The 16,965-nt window shown below is 68.5% G+C and carries 18 protein-coding genes; 2 read left to right on the plus strand and 16 right to left on the minus strand.

Annotated elements, in window-relative coordinates:
* Positions 1 to 12 precede the first annotated feature (12 nt).
* Both speB and H9Q09_RS10965 read right to left on the minus strand, forming a co-directional pair.
* The gene (gene speB / locus H9Q09_RS10960) at positions 13 to 1,068 is read right to left on the minus strand and encodes an agmatinase (protein ID WP_187391041.1); all 1,056 of its coding nucleotides are present in this window, start codon (positions 1,066 to 1,068) and stop codon (positions 13 to 15) included.
* Positions 1,061 to 2,287 (minus strand): aminotransferase, encoded by a 1,227-nt coding sequence (locus tag H9Q09_RS10965; RefSeq protein WP_187391082.1) that lies wholly within the window; start codon positions 2,285 to 2,287, stop codon positions 1,061 to 1,063. Before H9Q09_RS10965 ends, speB begins: the two co-directional genes overlap by 8 nt.
* Before the next feature lie 295 nt (positions 2,288 to 2,582).
* On the opposite strand from H9Q09_RS10965, the gene H9Q09_RS10970 reads away from it, so the two are divergent.
* Both H9Q09_RS10970 and H9Q09_RS10975 read left to right on the plus strand, forming a co-directional pair.
* Positions 2,583 to 3,491: a LysR family transcriptional regulator gene (locus H9Q09_RS10970; RefSeq protein ID WP_210315310.1), complete on the plus strand. Its 909-nt coding sequence runs from the start codon at positions 2,583 to 2,585 to the stop codon at positions 3,489 to 3,491.
* Positions 3,492 to 3,648: 157 nt separating this feature from the next.
* Entirely contained in the window at positions 3,649 to 3,999 is a 351-nt protein-coding gene (locus H9Q09_RS10975) for an RcnB family protein (protein ID WP_187391043.1), read from the plus strand.
* 12 nt (positions 4,000 to 4,011) lie between these two features.
* Here H9Q09_RS10975 and H9Q09_RS10980 read toward each other — a convergent pair whose 3' ends face one another.
* The 14 genes from H9Q09_RS10980 to H9Q09_RS11045 form a co-directional block, all read right to left on the minus strand.
* Positions 4,012 to 4,848 (minus strand): alpha/beta hydrolase, encoded by an 837-nt coding sequence (locus H9Q09_RS10980; RefSeq protein WP_187391044.1) that lies wholly within the window; start codon positions 4,846 to 4,848, stop codon positions 4,012 to 4,014.
* 37 nt (positions 4,849 to 4,885) lie between these two features.
* A complete protein-coding gene (locus H9Q09_RS10985) occupies positions 4,886 to 6,109 on the minus strand; it encodes an acyl-CoA dehydrogenase (protein WP_060576928.1) in 1,224 nt (407 codons plus the stop codon).
* Positions 6,110 to 6,196: 87 nt separating this feature from the next.
* Entirely contained in the window at positions 6,197 to 6,634 is a 438-nt protein-coding gene (locus H9Q09_RS10990; RefSeq protein WP_244495431.1) for a RidA family protein, read from the minus strand.
* Between the two features lie 14 nt (positions 6,635 to 6,648).
* Positions 6,649 to 8,298, minus strand: a complete 1,650-nt coding sequence (locus H9Q09_RS10995; protein ID WP_187391045.1) for an AMP-binding protein — start codon at positions 8,296 to 8,298, stop codon at positions 6,649 to 6,651.
* Between the two features lie 11 nt (positions 8,299 to 8,309).
* Positions 8,310 to 9,464 carry an acyl-CoA dehydrogenase family protein gene (locus H9Q09_RS11000; RefSeq protein WP_187391046.1) on the minus strand — a complete coding sequence of 385 codons (1,155 nt, stop codon included), beginning with the start codon at positions 9,462 to 9,464 and terminating at the stop codon, positions 8,310 to 8,312.
* Positions 9,465 to 9,466: 2 nt separating this feature from the next.
* Positions 9,467 to 10,303 (minus strand): enoyl-CoA hydratase family protein, encoded by an 837-nt coding sequence (locus H9Q09_RS11005; protein WP_187391047.1) that lies wholly within the window; start codon positions 10,301 to 10,303, stop codon positions 9,467 to 9,469.
* Positions 10,300 to 10,842: a MarR family transcriptional regulator gene (locus tag H9Q09_RS11010; protein ID WP_187391048.1), complete on the minus strand. Its 543-nt coding sequence runs from the start codon at positions 10,840 to 10,842 to the stop codon at positions 10,300 to 10,302. Before H9Q09_RS11010 ends, H9Q09_RS11005 begins: the two co-directional genes overlap by 4 nt.
* Positions 10,839 to 11,603, minus strand: a complete 765-nt coding sequence (locus H9Q09_RS11015) for an SDR family NAD(P)-dependent oxidoreductase (RefSeq protein WP_187391049.1) — start codon at positions 11,601 to 11,603, stop codon at positions 10,839 to 10,841. Before H9Q09_RS11015 ends, H9Q09_RS11010 begins: the two co-directional genes overlap by 4 nt.
* Positions 11,604 to 11,710: 107 nt before the next feature.
* Positions 11,711 to 12,976 carry a flavin-dependent oxidoreductase gene (locus H9Q09_RS11020; protein ID WP_187391050.1) on the minus strand — a complete coding sequence of 422 codons (1,266 nt, stop codon included), beginning with the start codon at positions 12,974 to 12,976 and terminating at the stop codon, positions 11,711 to 11,713.
* Between the two features lie 31 nt (positions 12,977 to 13,007).
* Complete coding sequence (locus tag H9Q09_RS11025; RefSeq protein WP_009209331.1) at positions 13,008 to 13,466, minus strand: cupin domain-containing protein; 459 nt, start codon at positions 13,464 to 13,466, stop codon at positions 13,008 to 13,010.
* A 66-nt stretch (positions 13,467 to 13,532) separates the two neighbouring features.
* Positions 13,533 to 14,231 (minus strand): ABC transporter ATP-binding protein, encoded by a 699-nt coding sequence (locus H9Q09_RS11030; RefSeq protein WP_187391051.1) that lies wholly within the window; start codon positions 14,229 to 14,231, stop codon positions 13,533 to 13,535.
* The gene (locus H9Q09_RS11035; protein ID WP_187391052.1) at positions 14,231 to 14,986 is read right to left on the minus strand and encodes an ABC transporter ATP-binding protein; all 756 of its coding nucleotides are present in this window, start codon (positions 14,984 to 14,986) and stop codon (positions 14,231 to 14,233) included. Before H9Q09_RS11035 ends, H9Q09_RS11030 begins: the two co-directional genes overlap by 1 nt.
* Positions 14,983 to 16,002, minus strand: a complete 1,020-nt coding sequence (locus H9Q09_RS11040) for a branched-chain amino acid ABC transporter permease (protein WP_187391053.1) — start codon at positions 16,000 to 16,002, stop codon at positions 14,983 to 14,985. Before H9Q09_RS11040 ends, H9Q09_RS11035 begins: the two co-directional genes overlap by 4 nt.
* Positions 15,999 to 16,925, minus strand: coding sequence for a branched-chain amino acid ABC transporter permease (locus tag H9Q09_RS11045; protein WP_024352362.1), 927 nt, complete (start codon positions 16,923 to 16,925; stop codon positions 15,999 to 16,001). The genes H9Q09_RS11040 and H9Q09_RS11045 overlap by 4 nt, the downstream gene beginning before the upstream one ends.
* Between the last annotated feature and the right edge of the window lie 40 nt (positions 16,926 to 16,965).

A 16,965-nucleotide genomic window follows, 5' to 3' on the forward strand; every position in this document is an offset into this window, starting at 1 on the left:
ACGTGACGTCGATCAGCGGGCAGCGCCGGAACGGTCCGGCGTGAAATCCAGAAGGCTCAGAAGCTCGAACAGCATCTGCGCGCCGGCATGGGCGGTGTTGGTGGTGGCGTCGTATTGCGGTGCGACTTCGACCACGTCGCCGCCGATCATGTTGATCCCGGCGAGGCCGCGCAGGATCATCTGCACTTCGCGGGTCGTCAGGCCGCCAATCTCCGGCGTGCCGGTGCCGGGGGCGAAGGCCGGATCGAGGCTGTCGATGTCGAAGGAGACATAGACTGGACCGTCGCCGACGACGGCACGGGCCTTGGCGATCACCGCATCGAGGCCGAGCCCCGGGATCTCCTCGGCATGGATGACGCTCATGCCGGATTCGAAGGAGAACTCCCACAGATACTCCGAGGCGCCGCGGATGCCGATCTGGATGGTGCGCTCGGGATCGAGCACGCCGTCCAGTACCGCCTGCCGGAACGGGCCGCCATGGTGGAACTTGCAGCCGTCGAAGGGCCCGGACGTGTCGCAATGGGCGTCGATATGGATCATGCCGACCGGACGGTCGGCGCCCAGTGCCCGCAGGATCGGCAGGGTGATCGAATGGTCGCCGCCGACGAAGAGCGGCAGGACGCCGGCCTTGGCGATCGTCGCGGCGGTGCGCTCGATATCCTCGTGGGACGTGGCGAGATCGAAGCGGCTGCGGAACGGCACGTCGCCGATGTCGGCGACCTTGAGACTGGCCGTCGGCATGGTCTTGAGGACGTGATTGTAGGGACCGACGCGCTCCATGGTGCGCAGGGCGCGAGGGCCGAAGCGCGAGCCATTGCGGTTGGTGACGCCGAGATCCATCGGCACGCCGATCATCGCGACGTCGAGGTTTGAGAGATCCGGCGCGGCCCAATCGATGGCGCGATGGGGGGCGTCGAGCAGGGTCGGAACGCCGGCATAGGGGGCGACGCGGGTGCCCCTGGGGTCGAAGAGCCGGTCGGCCACGGCCGCGAAGCCCTTGTCGTAGATGACCCGCTCGTTGTCGCCGGCGAAGCGCTGGCGCAGCGCTTCCAGTTTGCCGCTATCCATGAAGATTCCTCGCTGGACGGTCTGGTTCGTTGGCAAAGGCGCCGGCGGACAGGCCGAGACCGATCCGGCGCGCCATCTCGCGGATGCCGTCCGCATCCACATTGGCGAAGGCAATCCGCAGATGCCGGTCCTGACCGGGGCCGAAGAAGCTGCCGGGCAGGACCAGCACACCGAGTTCGCGCGTCAGGGCCTCGGCGACGGCCTCGGCCGGCCGGTCCGCGAAGGGATGGCGCACATAGGCGAAATAGGCGCCGATCTGGTCGAGCTCCCAGCCCGGCAGGCTGGCGAAGGCGGCGCGGAAGATGTCGGCCCGCCGTGCGATCTCGTCGCGGTTTGCGTCGCGCCAGTCGGCCAGTTCCTCGATGGCCCAGGGCAGGGCCGCCTGGGCCGGGCGGGGCGCGCAGATCTGGATGCAGTCGATGACCTTTTCCAACTCGGCGATGGTCGCTTCGCCGGCGATCATGGCGCCCACCCGGTGGCCGGGAATGGCGTAGGATTTGGAGAAGGAATAGAGCGCGACCAGGTTTTCGCGTGCGTCGGTTTGGGCAAAGAGCTCATGCGGCTTGCCGAGCGCGGGATCGAGGAAGTCGCGGTAGGTCTCGTCGAGGACGAGATACATCCCGCGCGACACGCAGACGTCCAGGAGTTCGGCGAGGCGTTCCGGCGGATAGACGGCGCCAGTCGGGTTGTTCGGGCTGACCAGCACCAGCGCCCGGCAACGCGGGTCGAGCACCGCCTCCAGCCCGGCGACGGAGGGGAGGAAGCCGTCGGCCGCCTCGGTCTGCAGCGGGCGCGCCTCGATGCCGAGCATTTCCAGCGTCATCTTGTGATTGAAGTACCAGGGCGCCGGCAGCACGACCACGTCGCCGGCGCGCGCAACGGTCAGCATGGCGGCGAAGAAGGCCTGGTTGCAGCCGCTGGTGACGGCGACGCGGCCCGCCGCGACGGGCGTGCCGTAGCGCGCCGCGACATGGCCGGCATAGGCCTCGTGCAAGGCGCGGTCGCCGAGAATGTCGCCGTAGCGGGCGCCGGCCGCCGAGGCGGCGGCTTCGGCCAGGCGCGTGGCGAAGCCGGCCGGTGGGGCATGGTTCGGAACGGCCTGGCTGCAGTCGATCAGCGGACCGTGGCTTCCGTCATAGGCGGCGATCCATCGGCCGGCGCGCGCGATGGGCGGCACCGAGACGGCGGTCAGCAACGGATTGGGCAGCGGCGCGGTCACCGGCAAGCCGTATTGCCATTGGCACGCCGCGACATGCGGCCCGTGCACGGCGCAGCCTCAACGGGGTTCTGCACGAAGCTCGACGGGCCTCTCACCGGGATATCGCCGCCTCCAAACGGATCATGGATACTCTCTCCGACAGCCCGCTCACCGGATGATGGCAGCGACCGGCTGCTTGCGGATTGCTCAAACCAGGCCTGTGCCCTTTTCCTCATCATGTGCCGCGCTGGACGCATGGTGGAATATCGGCCTATCAATTCAAACATTGAAAAACGTCAAAGTGGTGCGGTTGCTCATGCGCGTTTCCGGAAGTGATCTTCGCCTGCTGCAGGTCTTCGACGCGGTGGTGCGGCATGGCGGCTTCGCGGCCGCGGCGGTGGATCTGAATGTCAGCCAGTCCACCATCTCGAACCACATGACGGCGCTGGAGGAGCGACTGGGCTTCGTCCTGTGCCAGCGCGGCCGCGGCGGCTTCCACATGACCGAGAAGGGCCGGGCGGTCTGGGAGGCGGGGCGCCAGCTGGAAAAGGCGCTCCAGGACTTTTCCACCGATGTTGCCTCGGTGCGGGGCGAGCTGCGCGGCGAATTGCGGATCGGCATTCTCGATGCGGTGGTCTCCGATCCGGCCAACCGCCTTGCCGACGTCATCGCCGCCTATGGCCGGATCGCGCCGCACGTTCGGCTGGTGATCGCCCAGGAGCGGCCGCAGGATCTGCAGCAGAAGGTGCTCGACGGGCAATATCACTGCGCCATCGGCAGCTATCGCAACCGGATCGACGGCATCGTCTACGACCGGCTGCACGACGAGCGCCACAGTCTCTATTGCGGGCGTCTGCACGAGGCGTTTGACGCCGACGATGCCGAGCTGACCGATGCGCGTCTGGCGGCCATGCCCTTCGTTCACCGTGGCTACTGGCGCGACGAGGACACGCTGCGCCAGCTCGACTGGCGCGTCGAGGCGACGGTCTTCCAGATCGAGCCGCAGCTCATCCTGATCCAGTCCGGCCGCTATATCGGCCTCCTGCCGAACCATTACGCGGCCGAGGGGGTGGCGGCCGGCATGCTGCGGGCGATCCGGCCGGAGGAGATCGGCTATACCTGCGAGTTCGAATTGTTCTCGCCGCGTAACCGCCGGCCGAGCGATGTCGCCGCCGCCTTCATCGAGACGGTGCGCACGGTCTGGCCGTCGGCGCAGGACGCCTGACGCGTTCGGCCTTCGCTTCCCCTGGCGGAGCCGCAGGCGGTAACGCAATGCTCCGTACTTCAACCATGACTGCGGTTACACTTCGTAACATACTGGTTCATATGCGGTTCATGTGCCGAGGCCTACCGTCCTCTCACCACCAACGAGGACACATATCATGTTCAAGCGCACACTCATCGCCATCGCAGCCGTCTCCATGCTGGCCGCGCCGATGGCCCAGGCACAGGCCCAGAGCCGGCACGACAACAACCGTCCCACCGCACAGCAGAGCCAGTCCCGCGACCACGGCGCACAGCGTCATCGGGCGCAGCGCCCCACCGCTGCACGGGCCAAGTTCCGGTCCGGCCAGCGTTATGGCAACTGGAAGCGTCACCAGAGCGTGCGGGATTTCCGCCGGCACGGTCTGCGTGCGCCCGGCCGGGGGCAGAACTGGATCAAGGTCGACAACCAGTATCTGCTGATCTCCGCGGCCACCGGGCTGATCCTCGGCCTCGCCACCGCCCGCTAAGCCGAACGCCTGTCACCCCGCCAGCAGCGCAACCGCGTCGCTGGCGGGGTCTTCCAATGCATCGATGACGTCGAAATGGTGCCGCCCCGGCGCTTCGATCGCCGCGGTGCGCAGGCCGAGCCCGCGCCAGGCGCTAGCAAGCAGCGTGTTCTGCCGGCGAAATTCGGGCAGTTCGTCGCCGCCGACGAGGCAGGTGAGGGCGGCATTGCCGTGCGGTTCGAGCAGCGCCGGGCTTTCGGCGCGGGCTTCGGCGAGATCGAGGGCCAGGATCTCGTTCATCTGCGTCTTCAGGAGCGGACGCAGGTCGTGAACGCCGCTGATCGACAGGACCCGGTCGATCCGGGCGGCGGTCGCCTCGGAGAGCGGCGAATCCGTGCAGATCATCCGCGTCACCAGATGGCCGCCCGCCGAATGGCCGGACAGGCGGATCGGGCCGGAGACCTCCGCGGCGACCGTGTCGAGGAACTGCCCGACGTGACGGGTGATCTCCGCGATTCGGACCGTCGGGCACAACGGATAGGACGGCATGGCGGCGGCAAAGCCGCGCGCCAGCGCGCCGGCCGCCAGATGCGACCATTCGGACCGGCCGAACGCCTTCCAGTAGCCGCCATGGACATAGACGGCGAGACCGGCGGGCGTGCCCTCCGGCAGGAAGAGATCGTAAACCGCCCGTTCGCCGTCGCCATAGGGGCAGGCGAGGCGGGCGCGACCGGCGGCTTCCAGCTCCTGCCGGAAAGCGGCTGCCCGCTCGCGCCAGCGCGGCGGATAGGTCTCGGCCCCGGCAATCGCGCCGGCATTGCCATAGGCCGTGTCGAAATCCGTGATTGCCGCATCCACCATCGGGCTCATGCCTCGTCGTTCCTCGTGTCGTTCTCTACGGCGCGGCTCAGAAGAAGGCCTGAAGGCCGGTCTGGGCCTTGCCGAGGATCAGCGCATGGACGTCGTGCGTGCCCTCGTAGGTGTTGACGGTCTCCAGGTTCTGGGCGTGGCGCATGACGTGGTACTCGCCCATGATGCCGTTGCCGCCATGCATGTCGCGGGCGGTGCGGGCGATGTCCAGCGCCTTGCCGCAATTGTTGCGCTTGACCAGGCTGATCATCTCTGGCGCCATGGCCCCCTCGTCGAACAGGCGGCCGACCCGAAGCGAGCCCTGCAGCCCCAGCGCGATCTCGGTCTGCATGTCGGCGAGCTTCTTCTGGACCAGCTGGGTCTGGGCCAGCGGGCGGCCGAACTGGGTGCGCTCCATCGTGTAGTCGCGCGCCCGCTTCCAGCAATCCTCGGCCGCCCCCATGGCGCCCCAGGAGATGCCGTAGCGGGCCCGGTTGAGGCAGCCGAAGGGACCGCCGAGCCCCGACACGTTCGGCAGCAGCGCGTCTTCGCCGACCTCGACGCCGTCCATGACGATCTCGCCGGTGATCGAGGCGCGCAGCGACAGCTTGCCCTCGATCTTCGGCGCCGAGAGGCCCTTCATGCCCTTGTCGAGAATGAAGCCGCGGATCTTGTTGTCATGGGCGGCGGACTTCGCCCAGACGACGAAGACGTCGGCGATGGGCGAATTGGAGATCCACATCTTGGCGCCCGACAGGCGGTAGCCGCCGTCGATCTTCTCGGCCCGCGTGGTCATGCCGCCGGGATCGGAGCCGGCATCTGGCTCGGTCAGGCCGAAGCAGCCGACATATTCGCCGGTGGCGAGCTTCGGCAGGTACTTGCGGCGCTGGGTCTCGTCGCCATAGGCGAAGATCGGATACATCACCAAAGAGGACTGGACGCTCATCATCGAGCGATAGCCCGAATCCACCGCCTCGACGGCGCGTGCGACGAGGCCGTAGGAGACGTAGGACGCGCCGGCGCAGCCATAATCCTCGGGAAGGGTCAGGCCGAGCAGGCCGAGTTCGCCCATCTCGTTGAAGATCGACCGGTCGGTGGTCTCGTTGCGATAAGCCTCGACGATGCGCGGCCGCAGCTTCTCCTCGGCATAGGAGCGGGCGGTCTCGAAGATCAGCCGCTCATCCTCGGAGAGCTGGTCCTCGAGCCGGAACGGATCGGCCCAGTCGAAACCGGCGGACGGAGACGCAGACGGCGAAGGCGCAGCGGCCGAAGCGTTGGACATGGCGGGGTTCCTGTCGTGGTGGCGCGGCACGGGGCCGGGATCTGTCTGAAAGTCTGGGGCGCAAACGGTGCGGGTCGGAGCCGCGGCCTAGTCGGGCACGATGGCGGTGGCCTCGATCTCGACCAGCGCCTCGGGTTCGACCAGATCGGAGACCTCGACCAAGGCCATGGCCGGATAGTGCCGGCCGAGAACGCGGCGATAGGCAGCCCCCAGCTCAGCGGTCGAGGCGCGGTAGGTGGCGATGCTGCGCACATACCAGGTGAGGCGGGCGATATGCTCCGGCCCACCGCCGGCTTCGGCGACGACGGCAAGGACATTGCGAAGGGTCTGTTCGACCTGCGGAATGAACCCGTCGGCGAAGGTCTCGGTCTCGTCCCAGCCGATCAGGCCGCCGGTGAGCACCAGCCGGCCGCGACCGGCCATGCCGTTGGCGTAGCCGCGGGGCTTCTTCCAGCCCGGCGGCTGCAGGGTATCGAGCGCGGCGTCGTCACCGGCTTCGGACGAAGGGGTCGGACTGGCGCCGATCGGCTGGTTGATGTTCACGCGTTCACTCCCTGGGTCGCGTCCTCGGCTTCGGCCTCCGCCTGCTGGCGCAATGCAAAGCGCTGCAGTTTTCCCGAACCGGTCTTGGGCAAGGCGTCCACGAAGACGACCGAGCGTGGGTATTTGTAGGGCGCGAGCTCGCGCTTCACATGGTCCTGCAGCTCTTTGGCGAGATCGGGCCCGGCCGCCGACGGGTCGGCCAGGACGATGAAGGCCTTGACGATGCGGCCGCGCTCGGGGTCCGGGGCGCCGACCACGCCGACCTCCAGCACCAGCGGATGGGCGAGAAGTGCGGCCTCCACCTCGGGACCGGCGATGTTGTAGCCGGCCGAGACGATCATGTCGTCGTTGCGGGCCTGGAACCAGAAATAGCCGTCCTCGTCCTCGACATAGGTGTCGCCGGTGATGTTCCAGCCATTCTCGACATAGACGGCCTGGCGCCGGTCGGCGAGGTAGCGGCAGCCGATCGGGCCGCGCACCGCGAGGCGGCCCGCGGTGCCGGCGGGCTGCGCCTGGCCGGAGGCATCGACGATTCGCGCCTCGTAGCCCGGCACGGGCTTGCCGGTGGCGCCCGGGCGGATCGCCTCCTGCGGCGCGGCGATGAAGATGTGCAGCATCTCGGTCGCGCCGATACCGTCCATCAGCTTCAAGCCGGTGGCCTCCAGCCAGGCGTCGAAGGTCGGGCGCGGCAGGGTCTCGCCGGCGGAGACGCATTTCTTCAGGGACGACAGGTCGTATTCGTCGATCTTCGCCAGCATGGCGCGATAGGCGGTGGGGGCGGTGAAGCAGACCGTCGCGCCATATTCGCCGATGGCGGCGGCAAGGTCCGGAGGTCCGGCGCGTTCGAGCAGCACGGTCGAGGCGCCGATCCGGAACGGGAAGAGGACGAGACCGCCTAGGCCGTAGGTGAAGGCCAGTGGCGGCGAGCCGATGAAGACGTCGTCGGCGCCCGCGCGCAGCACGTCGCGGGCATAGCAGTCGCAGATGACCAAGAGGTCGCGGTGATAGTGGATCGTCGCCTTGGGCAGGCCGGTCGTTCCCGAGGTGAAGCCCAAGAGGCAGGGATCGTCGGCGCGCGAGGCAACCGCCTCGAAGCGGTCGGGCGCACCTGCCATCAGCGCACCGAGATCACCGCCGGCAAGGCCCTCCCAGGTGACGATCCGGACGGGCCGGGCGGCGGCGTTCGCGGCCTTGTCCATTTCGTCGACCAGGGCCGCGTCGCACAAAGCGAGCCCGATCTCGGCCTTGTCGAGGATCTGCACGAGCTCGCGCGCGCGCAGCAGCGGCATGGTGGCGACGACGATGCCGCCGGCCTTGATGACCGCCATGTAGAGCGCGATCAGGGTCGGGTTGTTGGCCGAGCGCAGGAGAACCCGGCCGCCGGGCACGAGACCGAGTTCGCCGGTCAGGACATTGGCCATCCGGTCGATGGTCCGGGCGAGTTCGGCATAGGTCCAGCGCACGCCGGGCGCGCGGATGGCAAGCCGCTCGCCGCGACCTTCGGCGACATGGCGGTCGACGAGTTCGGCGGCAGCGTTCAGCTGCTCGGGATAGCCGAGCCGGTCGAGATTGATGAAGTCCGGCTGCTCGGCCGTGGGCGGCAGGTTGTCCAGGACGAAGGTGTCGACATGGCAGGAGGCGGGCATGGGCGATCTCCTCAGGCGGCTTGCGACAGCAATTGGCGGGCGATGATGAGCTTCTGGACTTCGGTCGCGCCCTCGTAGATGCGCAGGGCGCGTATCTCGCGGTACAGCGTCTCGGGTACGGAGCCGGAGCGCACGCCTTCGCCGCCATGCAGCTGGACGGCGCGGTCGATGACCCCTTGGGCGTTCTCCGTGGCGACCATCTTGGCCATGGCGGCCTCGCGGGTGATGCGCGGCGCGCCGCTGTCGCGGGTCCAGGCCGCGCGGTAGACGAGGAGCGCGGCGCTGTCGATCGCCGTCGCCATCTCGGCAAGGGCCGTCTGGGTGAGCTGCATGTCGGCAAGCGGCGCGCCGAACAGCTTGCGCGAGCGGGCGCGATCCAGCGTTACGTCGAGCGCCCGGCGCGCAAAGCCGAGGGCGGCAGCGCCCACCGTGGTGCGGAAGACGTCGAGCGTCGCCATGGCGATCCTGAAGCCCGCGCCGGGCTCTCCGATGCGGTTCGACGCCGGCACCCGGCAATCCTCGAAGCGGAGGCGGGCGAGGGGATGCGGGGCGATGGTGTCGAGCCGCTCGGCGATGGTCAGGCCCGGCGTATCGGCCGGCACGCAGAAGGCCGAAAGGCCCTTGGCGCTAGGCGCCTCGCCGGTGCGGGCGAAGACGACGTAATGGTCGGCGATGCCGCCATTGGAAATCCAGGTCTTCTCGCCGTCGAGACGGACCATGTCGTTGCCCACCGGTGTGGCGGCGAGGGCGATCTCGGCGACGTCGGAGCCGGCTTCCGGCTCGGTCAGCGCGAAGGCGGCGATCGCCGTGCCGTCGCGCACGCCGGGCAGCACGGAGTTCTTCTGGGCGTCGCTGCCGTGAAGGGTCAGGGCGCCGGTGCCGAGCCCCTGCATGGCGAAGGCGAAGTCGGCGAGGCCGTCGAAGCGGGCGAAGGTCTCGCGCAGGATGCACAGGCTGCGCACGTCGAAGCGGCCGTCCTGCGGCGCGGCATGGGCGAGGAAACCGGCCTTGCCCATGGCCGCCACGAGCCGCCGGCACGATCCGTCGACATCGTGGTGATCGACGAGGCCGGCGACGTTGGCGGCAGCCCAGTCCTCGGCCTTGCGGGCGAGGTCGCGGTGGCTCTGGTCGAAGAAGGGCCAGTCGAGGAAGCTGCGGTCGGCCATCGTCAGTTGCCCTCGAAGACCGGCTTGCGCTTGGCCGCGAAGGCCTCGAAGGCGCGGCGGAAATCGCCGGTCTTCATGCACAGGGCCTGGGCGATCGCCTCGGCGTCGATGGCCTCGTCGACGCCCATCGCCCATTCCATCTGCAGCATGCGCTTGGTCACCGAATTGGCGTAGGTCGGGCCCTCGTTGAGCGCCGCCGCCATCTCCATCGCGGCGCCCAGCGCGCCGCCGGTTTCGGTCAGCCGGTTGAAGAAGCCCCAGCGCTCGCCTTCCTCGGCGCTCATGAAGCGGCCGGTATAGAGCAGTTCGGAGGCGCGGCCCTGGCCGATGATGCGGGGCAGGATCGCGCAGGCGCCCATGTCGCAGCCGGCAAGGCCGACGCGGTTGAACAGGAAGGCGACCTTGGCGCCGCTGCCCGCGATCCGCATGTCGGAGACCATCGCCATGATCGCGCCGGCGCCGGCGCAGATGCCCTCGACGGCAGCGATGACGGGCTGCTGACAGGCGCGCATCTCCTTGACGAGATCGCCGGTCATGGTGGTGAAGGCGTGCAGTTCGGCCGCTTCCATCTTCGTCAGCGGCTCGATGATCTCGAAGACGTCGCCGCCGCTGGAGAAATTGCCGCCCGAGCCGGTCACGACGATGGCGGTGACGTCCTCGTCGAAGCGCATCGCCCGGAAGGTGTCGCGCAGCTCGGCATAGCTCTCGAAGGTCAGCGGGTTCTTGCGATCCGGCCGGTCGAGGGTGATCACCGCGATGCCGTTGTCGATCGCGAGGCGGAAATGCTCGGGCACGAAGTCCCGCAACGGTGCGGCGATCGCGTTCTGGCGCTTCATCATTCGTCCTCTGGCTGTGTTGGTGCGGGTCCGGCGCGGCTGGCGCCATGGACCGAGTGCTTGAGGTCGCCGAGCCGCGACCAGAGTTCGGTCTGCTCCTCCGGCGAGATGCCGGCGAGGAGTTCGGCCAGCCAGTCGCTGTGGGCGCGGGCCATGCGGGCGAAGGTCGCGCGGCCCTGCTCGGTGAGGCGCACCCGCGCCGAGCGCCGGTCGTGCTCGGAGACCTGACGCTCGATCAGCCCCTCCTGGACGAGGCGGTCGACGAGGCCGGTGACATTGCCGTTGGAGACCATCATCCGCCGCGACAGCTCGCCGAGCAGGATCCCATCGGACGAGCGTTCGAGCTGGGCCATGAGGTCGAAGCGGGGCAGGGTGGTGCCGAACTGTTCGCGCAGGCGCTTGCGGATCTCGGCCTCGACGAGGTTGGCGCAGGTCAGGAGGCGCAGCCACAGGCGCAGTTCGGCGCGGTGATCCTGCGGGCTCTCGCCCACCTTGGACTCGGCGTCGATATGGTCGATCGGGGTCTGCCGGGTGACACTCACAATTCGCCTCCCGCAATCGCGATCGCCTGGCCGGTGACGCCGCTGGCACCGGCTCCGGCCAGCCACAACACGCTGTCGGCGACCTCCTCGGGGCGGATCAGCCGGCCGAGCGGATTGACCCGGGTGAAATCCTTCAGGATCGCATCGCGGTCGCGGCCGGTCTTTTCCTCGAGCCGGTCGAGGGAGCCGGCGATCAGCGCCGTGTCGGTGTAGCCGGGACAGACCGCATTGACGGTGATCCCGGCGGTGGCCAGCTCCAGCGCCAGCGAGCGGGTCAGGCCGATGACGGCGTGCTTGGCCGCTGTATAGGCGCCCACATAGGCATAGCCCTTGAGCCCGGCGGTCGAGGCGACGCTGACGATGCGGCCCGTGCCAGCCGCCTTCATCGTCGGAACGACGGCGCGGATCGCGGTGAGCACCGGCTCGACATTCAGGGCCATCATCCGCCGCATCTGGTCGACGTCGAGGCGCGCCAGCGGTGCGGTCTCGGCGGCGCCGGCATTGTTGACCAGCACTCCCACCGGCCCGGCGCGTTCGGCGGCGCTCGCAAGGGCGGCTTCCAGCGCTTCGGCGTCGGTCACGTCGGCGGCGACGCCGGCATGGGCGCCGAGTTCGGCGCGGGCCCGCTCGGCGCTTTCGGCGCTGCGGCCATGCACCGTCACCCGGTCGCCGGCGGCCACGAAGGCGGCGGCGATGGCGTGGCCGATCCCGCGGGTCGAGCCGGTGACAAAGACGTGGCGAGGGCTGGCAGATGGGGTCATGACGACCTCCGATGAATTTGTTTAAGCCTAAATTATCTGGTCATGCTGCGGCAAGCGTGTCGGCTTCTGTTCGGGACCGCCGCTGTTCAGGACCGCGGTCGGGGCGATCAGGCGTTGGCGGCGCGGCGTTCGGCGACGAGGCGGTCCGGTTCGGCGGCAAAGCCCGCCTTGCCGGCATAGCCGCCGACGATCGCCTTCAGTTCGGCCCGGCTCATGACGTCCTCGACATTGGCGAAGCCGGCGGGCGCGCGCTTCTCGACCTCGTCGATCACCCGCTCCGGGCCGCCCTTGCGGTTGAGGCGGACGATCTCGGCGGTCTTGGGCAGGCGGTCCTTCTCGTATTCCCACAGCGCCTGGCGGGGATGTTCGGCACGCTCCAGGCAGTCGGCCAGCGAGCGGGCGTCGAGGATCGCCTGCGAGGCGCCGTTCGAGCCGACGGGATACATCGGGTGGGCCGCGTCGCCGAGCAGCGTGACCCGGCCGAAGGTCCAGCGCGGCAGGGGATCGCGGTCGCACATCGGGTATTCGAAGGCCTGCGGCGTCGCCTCGACCAGCGCCGGGACGTCGTAGTCGGGAATGGCGAAGCGCTTGGCATATGGCAGGACCAGCGAGCGCAGGGCCGGGCGCGACCAGCTTTCCTTCGGCGGCGGGGACTTGGCGCCGTCGGCCATCTTGATGTTGACGACCCAGTTCATGAGCTGGGTGCCGTCGCCCTTCTCGGCGATCGGATAGAGCACGAACTTCGCGCCCATGCCGCCGCCGATCGCCATGGTGCGACCGTCGCGCCAGCTCTTCCATTCGGTGGCGCCGCGCCACATCAGGACGCCGTTCCAGCAGGGCGCGCCCTCGTCCGGGTAGAAGCGCTTGCGGGCGGTGGAATGGATGCCGTCGGCACAGACGAGAATGTCGCCGCGCACGGTGGTTCCGGCGTCGCCGCGGACCGAATCGGTGAAATGGGCGGTGACGCCGCCCTCGTTCTGGATGAAGCCCGACAGGCTGAGGCCAGTCTTCACCGCGTCCGGCCCCAGCCGTTCGATGACGGCGTCGTAGATCAGCTTCTGCAGCCGGCCGCGATGGATCGAGAATTGCGGGACGGGGTGGCCGGCGTCGATGCCGCGCAGTTCGCTCCACACCTCCTGGCCCTGGCGGTTGTAGTAGACCAGCTCGCGGGTGCGCAGGCCGACCTTGTCGAGGGCGGGCAGGAGGCCGATCTCGGCGAGTTCGCGGATGGCGTGGGGCAGGGTGTTGATGCCCACCCCGACCTCGCGGACAGCTGGCGACTGTTCGTAGATCTCGGCCTTGATGCCGCGCTTGTGCAGCATGAGCGCGGCGGTCAGCCCGCCGATGCCTGCGCCTGCGATGATCACCTTCATGGCCTTGCCTCCTTGCGCCCCTTGTCCCCGCCTATTCCGCGTCTGGCGGCGGCAGGAAATCGACCTCGTGCTGGGCCGAGACGGCGACGACCTCGGCGGGGTCGGCGGTCGGTCCGAGATTGTGGAGCGCCCAGAACAGATCGTAGAGGCGCTGGGCCGGGGAGACCCAGAAATAGCACTTCACGTCGGAATCCGTCCGGTTGAACAGGCCGTGCGGGATGCCGCGCGGCAGGCGGACGAGATCGCCCGGCTCGGCATGGCTTTCCTGTCCGTCAAGGATCACGTCGAGACGGCCCTCCAGCATGTAGACGAACTCTTCCTGGGTCGGATGGATGTGCGGCGGCACGAAGGTGCCGACCGGGAAGGTCGCGTGCCAGGAGAACGAGCTCTCGGCATGCTGCTTGGGCACGTAGATCTGGCCGAGGATGTTCCAGCTTATGCCGTCCATCCCCTCGTTGGCCTTGGTGACGCCGGCGGTCATGATCGGCATGGGCGTGGCTCCTTGCTTGCGGAATGGAAAGGCGTGGCGCTCGTGGCGCCGCGGTCGGTGCGAGGCCTACACATGGAGGAAGCGTTCCTTCACGGCAGGGGTCGCCCTGAGTTCGGCCGTCGTGCCGGTCCAGGCGACGCGGCCCTTCTCGATGACGACATGACGGTCAGCGAAGCGGGCCAGCGCGTCGACATTCTTGTCGATGACGAGGATCGCCTCGCCGGCGTCCTTGATGGCGGTGAGGCAGGTCCAGATCTCCTCGCGGATCAGCGGGGCGAGCCCTTCCGTCGCCTCATCGAGAACCACGAGGCGGGGATTGGTCATCAGCGCCCGGCCGATGGCCAGCATCTGCTGTTCGCCGCCGGAGAGCTGGTTGCCCATGTTGCGGCGCCGCTCCTTCAGCCGGGGAAACAGGCGGTATATCTCGGCCAGCGTCCATTTGGCGGCGCCGCGGCCAGCGCGATGGGTGGCAACGAGATTTTCCTCGACGGACAGGGTCGGGAAGATCTGCCGGCCTTCCGGCACGAGGCCGAGGCCGCGATTGGCGACGACATGGGGCTGGCGGCCGGTGACATCGACGCCATCGATGGTGACGCAGCCGCCGCGCGGCTTCACCAGGCCGAAGATCGAGTTGATCGTGGTGGTCTTGCCCATGCCGTTGCGCCCGAGCAGCGTCACGACTTCGCCGGCGCCGACCTCGAGGTCGATGCCGAAGAGGATGCGGCTGTCGCCATAGGCGCTCTGGAGATTTTCGACCCGCAGCATCAGGCGGCCTCCTCCTCGCCGAGATAGGCGGTCCGCACTTCCGGATGGACGCGGACCTCTTCGGCGGTGCCCGTGGCGATCAGCCGGCCGTAGACGAGGACGCTGACCCGGTCGGCAAGGGCGAAGACGGCATCCATGTCGTGTTCGATCAGGACGATGGTGTGGGTGGTCTTCAGTTCAGCCATCAGCGCGACCAGAACCGCCGATTCCTCATGGCCGGTGCCGGCGAGCGGTTCGTCGAGCAAGAGGAGCCGTGCGCCGGTCGCCAGCGCGATGGCGATTTCCAGCTGGCGCTTTTCGCCATGGGACAGGCTGCCGGCGCGTCGTTGGGCGCGATCATCGAGACCGACGCGGGCGAGCGCCGCCATGGCGGCCTCGTTGAGCGCGCTCTCGCGGGCCGCGGAGGCGAAGAAGCGGAAGCTCGAGCCGGAACGCGCCTGCACCGCCATCGCCGCGTTTTCCAGCACGGTGAACCCGTCGAGGATCGAGGTGATCTGGAAGGAGCGCGCCAGCCCGCGATGGACGCGGCCGGCCATGTCGACCCGGGTGATGTCCTCGCCGGCGAAATGCACCGAGCCGCCGTCGCTGGCGAGACTGCCGGAGAGCTGGTGGATCAGCGTCGTCTTGCCGGCGCCGTTCGGCCCGATGATGGCGTGGAGTTCGCCGGGCATGACCTGGAAGCTGACGTCGTCGGTGACGTGCAGGGCGCCGAAGGCCTTGCGCAGATTGCGGATGTCGAGAAGCGGTCCGTTCATGGCGTTCCCCGTCCGGCAATGCGGCTGACGAAGCCGGCGATGCCGCCGCGCGTGAACAGGACGAGCAGCACCAGGAAGATGCCGAGGCCGAGCTTCCAGTGCTCGGAAATCTGCGCCAGCCAGTCCTCCAGCAGGAGGAAGGCAACGGCGCCGGCGATGGGGCCGACCAGCGTGCCCATGCCGCCGAGGACGACCATGACGATGAGCTCGCCCGAGCGCTGCCAGCTCATATAGGCGGGCGAAACGAACTCGGCCTGATTGGCGAGGAAGACCCCGGCGAGGCCGGCGATGGCGCCGGCGATGACATAGGCGGTAAGCTGGTAGCGGAAGGGCGAAAAGCCGATCGCCTGCATCCGCACGCGGTTATCGCGGGTGCCGCGCAGGACACGGCCGAAGCGCGAGCCGACGACGGCGCGCAAGGTCACGAAGGCGCCGGCAAGCGCGGCGAGGACGACATAGAAGAAGGTCAGATTGCCCTTCAGGACCGGCGCGCCGAACAGCGTCGAGCGGGCGGTCAGGGTGATGCCGTCGTCGCCGCCATAGGCCGACAGCGAGACCATGAAGAAATACGCCATCTGGCCGAAGGCGAGGGTGATCATGATGAAATAGACGCCCTTGGTCCGCAGCGAGATGGCGCCGGTGACGAAGGCGAAGAGGCTGCAGACGAGAATCGCGACGGCGGCCTGGACCAGGATGTCGTCGATGCCATGGGCGGCGAGGATCGCCACCGAATAGGCGCCGAGGCCGATGAAGGCGGCATGGCCGAAGGAGACCAGCGCGCCATAGCCGAGGATCAGGTCGAGCGAGAGGGCGGCGAGGGCGAAGATCATGATCCGCGTCGCGGTGACCAGCAGGAACTGGTCGTCGATCGCGGTGGCCAGGAGCGGCAGCAGCGCCAGTGTCGCAAAGATCAGCCCGGCGGCGAGGGCCGTGCCGCGGCCGTCGAGGCGGCTCGGGCGGCGCTGAGGCGCGACATCGGGCGTTTCGCCGGCAAGGGTGAGGTCGCTCGCGCTCATTGGGCCGCCCCCTTGGCCGGGAAGAGCCCGGCAGGCCGGAAGAACAGGACAGCGGCCATCAGGATATAGATCAGCATCGGCGCGAGGGTGCGGCCGGTCTGGGAGGCGGCGGACGGGTCCATGAGACTGCGCAGGAGGATCGGGCCGAAGGTGCGGCCGAGCGTGTCGACCAGCCCGACCAGCAGCGCCGCCACGAAGGCGCCGCGCACCGAGCCGACGCCGCCGATGACGATGACCACGAAGGTCAGGATGAGAATGGAATCGCCCATGCCCGGCTGCACCGACAGGATCGGCGCGACCATGGCGCCGGCAAAGCCCGCCAGCATGGCGCCGAGGGCGAAGACCAGCATGAAGAGCCGGCGGATGTCGACGCCGAGAGCCGAGATCATCGGCGCATTGGTGGCGCCGGCCCGCAGTCGCATGCCGATGCGCGTGTGGCTGACCAGGAGATAGAGCCCGAGGGCCGTCGCCAGACCGGCGGCGATGATCAGGACGCGGAATAGCGGATAGCGCATGTTGCCGATCAGCGGGATCGAACCGGACAGGACGTCCGGGATCGGCACGCTCATGGGGGCTGCGCCCCACAGCATCTGGACGCCCTCGTTGAGGATCAGGATCAGGCCGAAAGTCGCCAGCACCTGGTCGAGATGATCGCGGTCGTAGAGGCGGCGGAAGATCAGCACTTCGAGGATGATGCCGAAGAGCAGCGTCGCCGGAATGGTCAGCGCGAGGCCGAGGAAGAAGTCGCCGGTATAGGCCGTCAGGGTCGCGACCAGATAGGCGCCGACCATGTAGAGCACGCCGTGGGCGAGATTGATCAGGTCCATGATCCCGAAGATCAGGGTCAGGCCGGCCGCGACCAGAAACAGCAGGATGCCGAACTGGAGACCGTTGAGCGCCTGGAGCAGAAAGAGATTGAGCATGCCGGGTCCCGCTGCCGCGACCGCTCGTTCACCGGGCGGG

The sequence above is a fragment of the Aurantimonas sp. DM33-3 genome, assembly GCF_014334315.1.
Taxonomy (GTDB): domain Bacteria; phylum Pseudomonadota; class Alphaproteobacteria; order Rhizobiales; family Rhizobiaceae; genus Aurantimonas; species Aurantimonas coralicida.